We start from the raw sequence: 7,791 nt of genomic DNA, 5'->3' as shown, positions 1-7,791 counted from the left end.
CCGCGCGTGCTCGCGGCGACCCGTCGTCCACCTTCAACGCGAAGGCCCGGCCGTCGGGCAGCGACATGGCGTGGCAGGACTCGGCCCCGGCCTTGCCGATCGCGCCGGGCACGGCGCGCAGGAGGCGGGCCTCGTCGCGCCGGGACCCGGAGACCATCTCGGGGTGGCGACGGATCGCGTCGGCGACCCGGGCCTCGGCCGACCCCGGCGCGGCGGTGGCGAGCCGGGCGAAGGCCCGGGCCAGCCCGGTCAGCGAGGTGGACAGCAGCGGCGCCCCGCAGCCGTCGACCGCGACGGTCCCGACCCTCTCACCGGTGAGCTCGGCGAAGGTCGCGGCGATCGCGACCTGGAGGGGGTGGTCGGCGGCCGTGTAGCCCTCGGTGGGCCAGCCGCGGAGGACGCAGGTCGCGAGCATGGCGGCGTGCTTGCCCGAGCAGTTCATGAGGATCGGGGCCTTCGCCCCGCCGGCGCGGATCACGTCGTCGCGGGCCTCGTCGTCGAGCGGCCAGTCCGGCGGGGTGGCGAGCGCGTCCTCGGCCAGCCCGGCGGAGTCGAGGATCCGGCGTACGCCGTCGAGGTGGAACGGCTCCCCGGAGTGGGAGGCCGACGCGAGCGCGAGCAGGTCCGGCGGGAGGTCGAGGCCCGCCCGGACCATCCCGAGCGCCTGGATCGGCTTGTTGCACGACCGCGGGAGCACCGGAGAGGTCGTGTCGCCGACGGACCAGGCGACGGTCCCGTCCGCGGCGAGGGCCACGACCGAGCCGCGGTGGTGCCCCTCGACGAAGCCGGAGCGGACCACCTCGGCCAGGACGGGCAGGTCGGCGGGGCGGTGGTCGGAGGGGCTCGCGGGGGGCACGACGGCGCTGGACGACATGCTCCGGGAGCCTAGGGCGGCGGTTACAGTGCCGCGGAACGGCCCGGGTGAGTCCGGGCCCGCCATGGGGAGCCACCGTGCGCAGCAAGCAGACCCTCGCCCTCGCGGCGTCCAGCCTCGCCCTGACGGCCGTCCTGGCCGGCTGCAGCGGTGACGACGAGCCCGAGTCGAGTCCCTCGCCCTCGGGTTCCTCCGCCGACGCTCCCTCGTCGGACGACGCGTCGGCCGACGGCGGCGTCGTGTCCGAGGACGGCCAGAGCCGGGTCTACCAGAGCGTTCCGCCGGGCTTCCCCGACGACGTGCCGATCCTCGACGACTCCGAGGCCACCGGCTCGGTCAGCGAGTACGACGGACTGACCGCCTTCTCTGTCGTCATGCCGTCCGACGGCGAGACGGTGCCGACGCTGCAGGAGGCCGCGGAGCTCGTCGCGGCCGAGGGCTTCGAGGGCTCGACGGAGGTGTCCGCCGAGGGCAACCAGCCGCAGCCGGTCGTCCTGCGGTCCGACGACCCCGCCACCACGGTCATCATCAGCGGGACCGACCTGGAGGGCGGCGGCACCCTGCTCACCTACACCGTCGAGGTGTCCTGATCCCGTCTCGGCGAGGGGATGGGACCATCTTGCGGTGCCCGACCTGATCCAGCACTGCCCATCCGCCGCTGAGCTCGACGACCTCGAGCTGCTGCTCGTCGGCGCCCTGGTGCCGCGCCACGGGTTCGACGGCCCCGGCGGCGAGCTCACGCTCGACCTGCCCCCCGCCGTCGCGGAGGCCGCGGCCCGGGACGGCCTCGAGCTGGTCGACCCGGAGGGGCTGCCCCTGGCCCGGCTCGCCCCGGACGGCGGGCTGAGCGCGCTGAGCCGCCCGGAGTTCGGGCCGTTCCGTCGCCTGTACCTGACCCCGGCCCAGGCGCGCGAGCAGCACGCCGGTCGCCGCGTCGTCCCGGTCACCGACGCGCCGGGCGACGAGCAGGTCGCCGCGCTGGCCGCCGACGGCCGACCCGTGCTCCTGCTCGCCCTCGTCGGCACCGGCACCCCGGACCTGTCGGCCCCCGCGCTGCTGCGCGCGTGCCTGGCCGTGGCCGCGCAGCTGCCCGACGCGGCCGTCGTCGCCGTGCCGCTCGCCGCCCACCCCGCGGCCCCGGGACTCGACGTCGAGCTGCGCGCCGCCGTCCTCGCGGCGTACGCCGGCGACGACGAGGTGGTCGAGCTCGGCGCGCCGACCGAGGTCAGCGGCGAGGTCGCACGGATCGTGCTGGGCGACCGGCCCGACCGCTCCCACCAGGGTCTGGTGCTGCTGTTCTCCGGGCTGTCGGGCTCCGGGAAGTCGACGCTGGCCCGGGCCCTGATGGACCGGGTGCTCGAGACCGGAGCGCGCACCGTCACCAGCCTCGACGGCGACGTCGTGCGCCGGCACCTGTCGGCCGGGCTCGGCTTCTCGCGGGAGGACCGGAAGACCAACATCCGCCGCATCGGCTGGGTGGCCGCCGAGATCGGCCGCCACGGCGGCCTCGCGGTTTGCAGTCCCATCGCGCCGTACGCCGAGACCCGCGCGCAGGTGCGCGCCATGGCGGAGGACGCCGGGGCGGCGTTCGTGCTGGTCCACGTCGCCACGCCGCTCGAGGAGTGCGAGCGTCGCGACCGCAAGGGCCTGTACGCCAAGGCCCGTCGCGGCGAGATCCCCGACTTCACCGGCATCTCCTCGCCCTACGAGGAGCCGACCGACGCGGAGGTCCGCGTCGACACCACCGGTCGCACCATCGCCGACGCGGTGGACGACGTGTGGTCGGCGCTGGTGCGCGCGGGCTACCTCGAGGAGGCCTGATGCGGGAGCCCGGCGAGCTGGCGGTCCTCTACGTCTGCACCGCCAACATCTGCCGCTCTCCCTTCATGGAGCTGTGGTCGCGGCACGCGGCCGGGCCCGACAGCCCGCTGCGCTTCGCGAGCGCCGGAACCCAGGGCTACCGCGGCTCGCCGATGGCCGACGAGATGCGCCCGGCCCTGGCCGAGCTCGGGGTGGACGCGGACACCTTCCGCTCGCGGCGCGTCACCGCCGCGATGCTGGACGAGGCCGACCTCGTGCTCACCGCCGAGCGGTCGCACCGCACCTTCCTGCTCGACGACCACCCGACGGCCTTCCGGAAGGTCCTCACCCTCGGCCAGGCGGCCGCGGCCGCGACCCAGGTCGACCCCGAGGCCCGCGGCCGCGACGCCGTCGTCGAGCTGTCCCGCGCCCGCGCGACCGCGGACCCTGCCGAGGACGTCGACGACCCCTACCGGCGCGGGCCCGAGGCGGCGGCGCGCTGCGCCGCTACCGTCACCTCGATGCTCTCCACCCTGCTGCCCGTGCTCGACCCGACCCTCCGGGAGCGCTGATGGACGACGTCCTCACCACCGCCGCGCTGGCCGTGCTCGTCGTCAGCTTCGGCGTCGGCATCGTCGTCGGCCTGACGGGCATGGGCGGCGGCGCCCTGATGACGCCGGCGCTGATCTTCCTCGGGATCCCGCCGACCGCCGCGGTGGCCAACGACCTCGTCGCCGCCGCGGCCAACAAGACCGTCGGCGCCGCCGTCCACTGGCGTCACGGCAAGCCCAACCTGCGGCTCGCCGGGTTCCTGATCGCGGGCTCGGTGCCGTTCGCGGCCGCCGGCGGGTTCCTCGTGCAGTATCTCGGCGGCGAGTCCACCGAGGAGTTCCTGCTCAAGGCCATCGGCGTCGCGCTGCTGTTCGCGGCCGCGAGCTATGCGCTGCGGATGTACCTGCAGCTGCGCGCCGTGACCTCCGGCAACGAGGCCCGGCAGGAGGAGGTCGTCGTCCGCGCCGTCCCCACCCTGCTCGTCGGCGCGGTCGGCGGCCTGCTCGTCGGCATCACCTCGGTGGGGTCCGGGTCGCTGATCATGGTCGCGCTGCTCCTGCTCTACCCGACCCTCTCGGCGCTGCGCCTCGTCGGCACCGACCTGCTGCAGGCGGTGCCGCTGGTCATCGCCGCGGCGATCGGCCACGTCGTCGTCTCCGGCGTCGACTGGGGCGTGCTGATCCCGCTGATCCTGGGCGGCACCCCCGGCACCTTCCTCGGTGCCCGCATGGCCTCCTGGGTCAGCCAGTCCGTCATCCGCCGCGGCATCGTGATCGTGCTGTCGCTGACCGGCCTGAAGATGCTCGGCCTCTCCCCCGAGGCCGTCGGCATCATCGGCGCCGGCCTGCTGCTGCTCGGCCCGCTCGCCTGGGGCTTCGTCCGCCAGACCCGCGGGCTCCCGGCGTTCGACAACAACGCCGCCGCCTGGCGCCTGCCGGACCGCCACAAGGACCGCGCCCTCCACGACGCCGACTGACCCCGAGTCGGCCCGGATGCGCACGCGTGATGACGCCGAGTCGGCCCGGATGCGCAGCGTGATGACGCCGAGTCGGCCCGCGTGCGCAGGTTCTCCACAGCTCCGAGATTCATCGGTACGACGGGCCGCACCGCGGGCAGACGAGCGGCATGCCGACACCATCCGCCGCCCCCTTCCTCCCCGCCTGCTTCCCGCTGCCGCGTGACGAGCCCTTCACTCGCGCGCAGGCCCTCGCCAGCGGCGTCGGCGCCCGCGAGCTGACGCGCCTGTGCAGGGCGGGGACGCTCCGGCGCCCCGTGCCCGGCGTCTACCTGGCGGCCGAGGCCGGGGACTCGCTGCTGCTGCGCGCGCAGGCGCTGCGGCTGGTCGTCCCCCCGGACAGCGTCGTCTGCGACCGCCACGCCGGCTGGCTGCTGGGCGCCGAGATGGCCCTCGCGCCCGGGGAGCACGTCGAGCTGCGGCCGGTCTCCGTCTTCCGACCCTCGGGTCACGGCCGGCTCAAGCGGGGCCTCGCGGACGGCGGCGAGCGCAACCTGCGCCCCGAGGACGTCACCGTGGCCCACGGCATCCGGGTCACGACGGCCCTGCGCACCGCCCACGACCTGGGGCGCGTCCGCAACCCGCGCGTGGCGCTGCCCGCGATGGACGCCGTCGCGCGCCTCGGGCGCTTCGACCTCGACCAGCTGCGTCGCGGGGTGGACCGCTACCGCGGGATGCGGTGGGTGAGCACCCTCCGCGCCGTGGCACCGCTCGTCGACCCGCGCGCCGAGTCGCCACCGGAGTCCGTGCTGCGGATGGAGTGCGTCGAGCTCGGGCTCGGCTTCCTGGAGCCACAGGTCGAGGTGCGCGAGGACGGGCGGTTGCTCGGCCGGCTCGACCTCGCGTGCGCCGCGCTCCGCCTCGCCGTGGAGTACGACGGGGTCGAGTGGCACTCCACGCCCGAGCAGCAGGAGCACGACCGCCGTCGCCGGAGCCATCTTCAGGACGTCCACGGCTGGGTGTTCGTCGTCGTACGACGCGAGCACCTGTACGGCGACCGGCGCGACGAGCTGGCACCGATGCTGCTCGCCGGTCTCGCCGAGGCCCGGCGCCGCGCGGCGGCCCGGATCACCCACTGACCTGCGCATCCGGGCCGACTCGACGCTGGAAACGTGCGCATCCGGGCCGACTCGACGCCGGAAACCTGCGCATCCGGGCCGACTCGATGCCGGCTCAGCGCCGGCCCCGCACCCCCAGCGCCCGGGCGAGCGCGTCGGCGAGGTGGGCGGAGTACACGTTGGTCACGTGGCCCTGGTCGCGCATGGTGATCATGTCGCCCACGACGGCCGGGCAGCGGCCGTCCGCGCAGAACCACGGCTCGGTGTCGATGAACCGCGCCGTGGTCCCCACGGTCGCCTCGCGGCTCACCTCCACGACGCCGGCGGCGCGGGCGTCGGGCGTCGCCAGGCAGCGTGCGAGGCTCGCGCGGGGCCGGCCGAGGCACTCCCCCGGCTGGTCGTCGCGCCGCGGCACGTCGCCGAGGATCACCACCTCGCCGGCGTGGGGCTCGAGGTCGGCGATCAGTCGCGAGAAGCCGCGGCCCATCTCCTCGGTGCGCTCGTCGGTGTCCTTGACGAGCTCGCCGTCGACGAACAGCCCGCGGGGCGCCGAGCCGACCGCGATCACGATGTCGGGCTCGAGCCTCTCGACCTGCTCCTGGGCCCACGCGTTGAACTGCGTGCACTCCCGCCACGGCCGCTCGGAGTCGCGCGAGATCGACTGCACCCGCGCCGGGGTGCACGCCTGCTTGGTCAGGTAGTGGGTCTCGAAGCCCTCCTGCTGGGCGATCCTCTCCACCGCCGGGATCCAATGGCGGCCGTGGGAGTTGCCGAGCACCACGATCGACCGGTCGGCGCCGACGTCGCCGCGACGGCACAGCGTCCACGGCGGCGCGTCCTCGTAGTCGCAGGTGCCGACCGCCGCCCGCTGCGCGGCGAGGTCGACCAGCGGCGGGTCCAGCCGCCGTGGGATCTCGGCGCCCTGGCGGGCCGCGACCACCGACGCCTGCACCAGCGCCACGGTCTCGTCGTCCGACAGCGGGCGGTCCCCGGGGGCGCGGTCCCACTCCCGGGTGGTGATGGCGTCGCCGCGGGTGTCGACGCCGTCCCCGACCCACGCGGTCGCGACCCCGGAGCCGGCCAGCACCACGGCCAGCGAGACCGGGTAGAGCACCAGCGTCCGGCTGAGGCGACGCGGCGCGTAGGTGCGGAACGGCGTCTCGACCCACCGGTACGTCGCCCACGACAGCGCCACGCACAGCCCCAGCACGACGGCGGTCTCGGTCAGGCGCAGGTCGCGGCCGGCGTACGCCGCGGCGATGGTCAGCATCGGCCAGTGCCACAGGTACAACGAGTAGGACATGTCGCCCACCAGGCGCAGCGGCGCGACGCCGAGTGCCCGCTGCACGGTCGGCGGGCGACCGGTGACGCCGGCGCCCGCCACCATCACCGCCCCGGTGCCGAGCACCGGCAGCAGCGCGGCGTACCCGGGGAACGGCGTGGCCTCGGTGACCACGAAGCAGGCCACGGCGATCGCGAGCAGCCCCCCGCCGGCGAGGAGGTTGCGGGCGGCGGCGGGCAGCCGCGCGGCCGCCGGCGCGGCGAGCGCGAGCAGGGCGCCGACGCCGAACTCCCACGTGCGGGTGAACGTCGAGAAGTACGCCGTCGCCGGGCTCGCGATTGACGCGTGCACCGACCAGGCGAAGCTGGCCAGGGTCATCAGCGCGACGGCGACCCCGACCATCCGACGCGGGGAGCCGAGCCCGAGGTGGCGACCGCGGGGGGCCAGGCGCAGCGCAAGCACCACGCAGGCGACCATCAGCAGCGGCAGCACGAGGTAGAACTGCTCCTCCACCGCGAGCGACCAATAGTGCTGGAACGGCGAGACGGCCGCGTCCTCGGCGAAGTAGTCGGTCTCCTGGACGGCGAAGCGGACGTTCGCCGCGAAGAACGCCGCCCAGAGCGCGTCCACGGCCGCGTCGCGCGCCGCCACCACGTCGAGCCACAGCGCGGAGGCGCCGAGCACGGCGAGGGTCACCACGGTCGCGGCCGGGAGGATCCGCCGCGCCCGCCGTGCGTAGAACCGCGTCAGCGAGACCGTCCCGTCGCGGTCGATCTCGCGCAGGAGCAGGAAGGTGATGAGGAAGCCCGAGACGACGAAGAAGACGTCGAGGGTGACGAAGCCGCCGGGATAGGGGCTCAGGCCCGCGTGGAACACCATGATCGCGAGCACCGCGAGCGCCCGCATCCCCTGGATGTCGTCGCGGAACCCGGCGCGGCGGGGTCGGGGCTCGGGGGCCGTGTCGGTCGGCGGGGTCGTCGGCTGGTCGGCCACGAGGATCCTTGCAATTCGGCGGCGTCGAGCGCTCGACGCTAACAGTGCCCCCGCTGTGGGGCCGATGTGGCGCTCGCGGCGCCGCGTCGGGCCCAAAGTGCAGCAAACTCATCGAGACACGCATCACGACCCGCCCACGCCCGTGGCGTCGATGCGCCGTGAGGCCTCGCCGTCGCTACGATGTGGGCTGCTCCCGACGAGAGGCCTTAGTTTCACC

General features: G+C 75.1%; 7 protein-coding genes. 5 read left to right on the top strand and 2 right to left on the bottom strand.

Translation table 11 applies throughout. The features are described from left to right. On the bottom strand, positions 1-874 hold an 874-nt coding region (locus ABD158_RS08540), incomplete at its 3' end, for an asparaginase (RefSeq protein ID WP_344006108.1). Between the two features lie 77 nt (positions 875-951). Here ABD158_RS08540 and ABD158_RS08535 point away from each other — a divergent pair. The 5 genes from ABD158_RS08535 (at position 952) to ABD158_RS08515 (ending at position 5,320) form a co-directional block, all read left to right on the top strand. Next, positions 952-1,464, top strand: a complete 513-nt coding sequence (locus ABD158_RS08535; RefSeq protein ID WP_344006106.1) for a hypothetical protein — start codon at positions 952-954, stop codon at positions 1,462-1,464. A gap of 34 nt (positions 1,465-1,498) precedes the next feature. Next, the gene (gene cysC, locus ABD158_RS08530; protein WP_344006104.1) at positions 1,499-2,695 is read left to right on the top strand and encodes an adenylyl-sulfate kinase; all 1,197 of its coding nucleotides are present in this window, start codon (positions 1,499-1,501) and stop codon (positions 2,693-2,695) included. Then, complete coding sequence (locus ABD158_RS08525) at positions 2,695-3,246, top strand: arsenate reductase/protein-tyrosine-phosphatase family protein (RefSeq protein WP_344006102.1); 552 nt, start codon at positions 2,695-2,697, stop codon at positions 3,244-3,246. The genes cysC and ABD158_RS08525 overlap by 1 nt, the downstream gene beginning before the upstream one ends. Continuing rightward, complete coding sequence (locus ABD158_RS08520) at positions 3,246-4,202, top strand: sulfite exporter TauE/SafE family protein (RefSeq protein WP_344006100.1); 957 nt, start codon at positions 3,246-3,248, stop codon at positions 4,200-4,202. Before ABD158_RS08525 ends, ABD158_RS08520 begins: the two co-directional genes overlap by 1 nt. A 149-nt stretch (positions 4,203-4,351) precedes the next feature. Then, a complete protein-coding gene (locus ABD158_RS08515; RefSeq protein ID WP_344006098.1) occupies positions 4,352-5,320 on the top strand; it encodes a type IV toxin-antitoxin system AbiEi family antitoxin domain-containing protein in 969 nt (322 codons plus the stop codon). 94 nt (positions 5,321-5,414) lie between these two features. Here the strand turns inward: ABD158_RS08515 and ABD158_RS08510 are convergent, their stop codons facing one another. Continuing rightward, complete coding sequence (locus ABD158_RS08510; protein ID WP_344006096.1) at positions 5,415-7,574, bottom strand: acyltransferase family protein; 2,160 nt, start codon at positions 7,572-7,574, stop codon at positions 5,415-5,417. Positions 7,575-7,791: the final 217 nt, after the last annotated feature.

The organism is Nocardioides lentus (genome assembly GCF_039529515.1).
In the GTDB taxonomy this organism is placed as follows: domain Bacteria; phylum Actinomycetota; class Actinomycetes; order Propionibacteriales; family Nocardioidaceae; genus Nocardioides; species Nocardioides lentus.
This window is presented reverse-complemented; position numbering and strand designations above follow the sequence as displayed.

Excerpts from the sequence above, each read along its gene's own strand:
- ABD158_RS08520 (WP_344006100.1), top strand. The coding sequence starts at position 3,246 with ATGGACGACGTCCTCACCACCGCCGCGCTGGCCGTGCTCGTCGTCAGC.
- ABD158_RS08525 (WP_344006102.1), top strand. The coding sequence starts at position 2,695 with ATGCGGGAGCCCGGCGAGCTGGCGGTCCTCTACGTCTGCACCGCCAAC.
- ABD158_RS08515 (WP_344006098.1), top strand. The coding sequence starts at position 4,352 with ATGCCGACACCATCCGCCGCCCCCTTCCTCCCCGCCTGCTTCCCGCTG.